Origin of the sequence: Staphylococcus caeli (assembly GCF_900097965.1) — a bacterium.
Taxonomy (GTDB): Bacteria; Bacillota; Bacilli; order Staphylococcales; family Staphylococcaceae; genus Staphylococcus; species Staphylococcus caeli.
The window spans coordinates 1-912 of the sequence record NZ_FMPG01000034.1 but is presented as its reverse complement, the minus strand read 5'-3'; the positions used below and the strand labels follow the sequence as shown (position 1 = coordinate 912).

At 42.2% G+C, this 912-nt stretch carries 1 pseudogene; it reads right to left on the bottom strand.

The features are described 5' to 3' along the window. Positions 1-912 (bottom strand): annotated as a pseudogene (locus tag BJS11_RS13750) (hypothetical protein); the annotation flags it as partial.

Here is a 912-nt window from a genome sequence, read left to right as displayed (position 1 = left end):
AGATAGTGAGTCAACGTCATTAAGTACGTCAGTGAGCGATTCGGATAGTGCCTCAACGTCGTTGAGTACATCAGTGTCGGAATCAGATAGTGCATCAACATCATTGAGTACATCAGTAAGTGATTCAGATAGCGCGTCAACATCACTAAGTACATCAGTGTCGGAATCAGATAGTGCATCAACATCATTGAGTACATCAGTGTCGGAATCAGATAGTGAGTCAACATCACTAAGTACATCAGTAAGTGATTCAGACAGCGAGTCAACGTCATTAAGTACGTCAGTGAGCGATTCAGACAGTGAGTCAACGTCATTAAGTACGTCAGTGAGTGATTCAGATAGTGAGTCAACGTCATTAAGTACGTCAGTGAGTGATTCAGACAGTGAGTCAACGTCATTAAGTACATCAGTGAGTGATTCAGACAGTGCATCGACATCATTGAGTACGTCAGTAAGTGATTCAGATAGTGCATCGACATCATTGAGTACGTCAGTAAGTGATTCAGATAGTGCATCAACATCATTGAGTACGTCAGTAAGTGATTCAGATAGTGAGTCAACATCACTAAGTACATCAGTAAGTGATTCAGACAGCGAGTCAACGTCGTTGAGTACGTCAGTAAGTGATTCAGACAGCGAGTCAACGTCGTTGAGTACGTCAGTAAGTGATTCAGACAGTGAGTCAACGTCATTAAGTACGTCAGTGAGTGATTCAGATAGTGCCTCAACGTCGTTGAGTACATCAGTGAGCGATTCAGATAGTGAGTCAACATCACTAAGTACATCAGTAAGTGATTCAGACAGCGAGTCAACGTCGTTGAGTACGTCAGTAAGTGATTCAGACAGTGAGTCAACGTCATTAAGTACATCAGTGAGCGATTCAGATAGTGAGTCAACATCACTAAGTACATC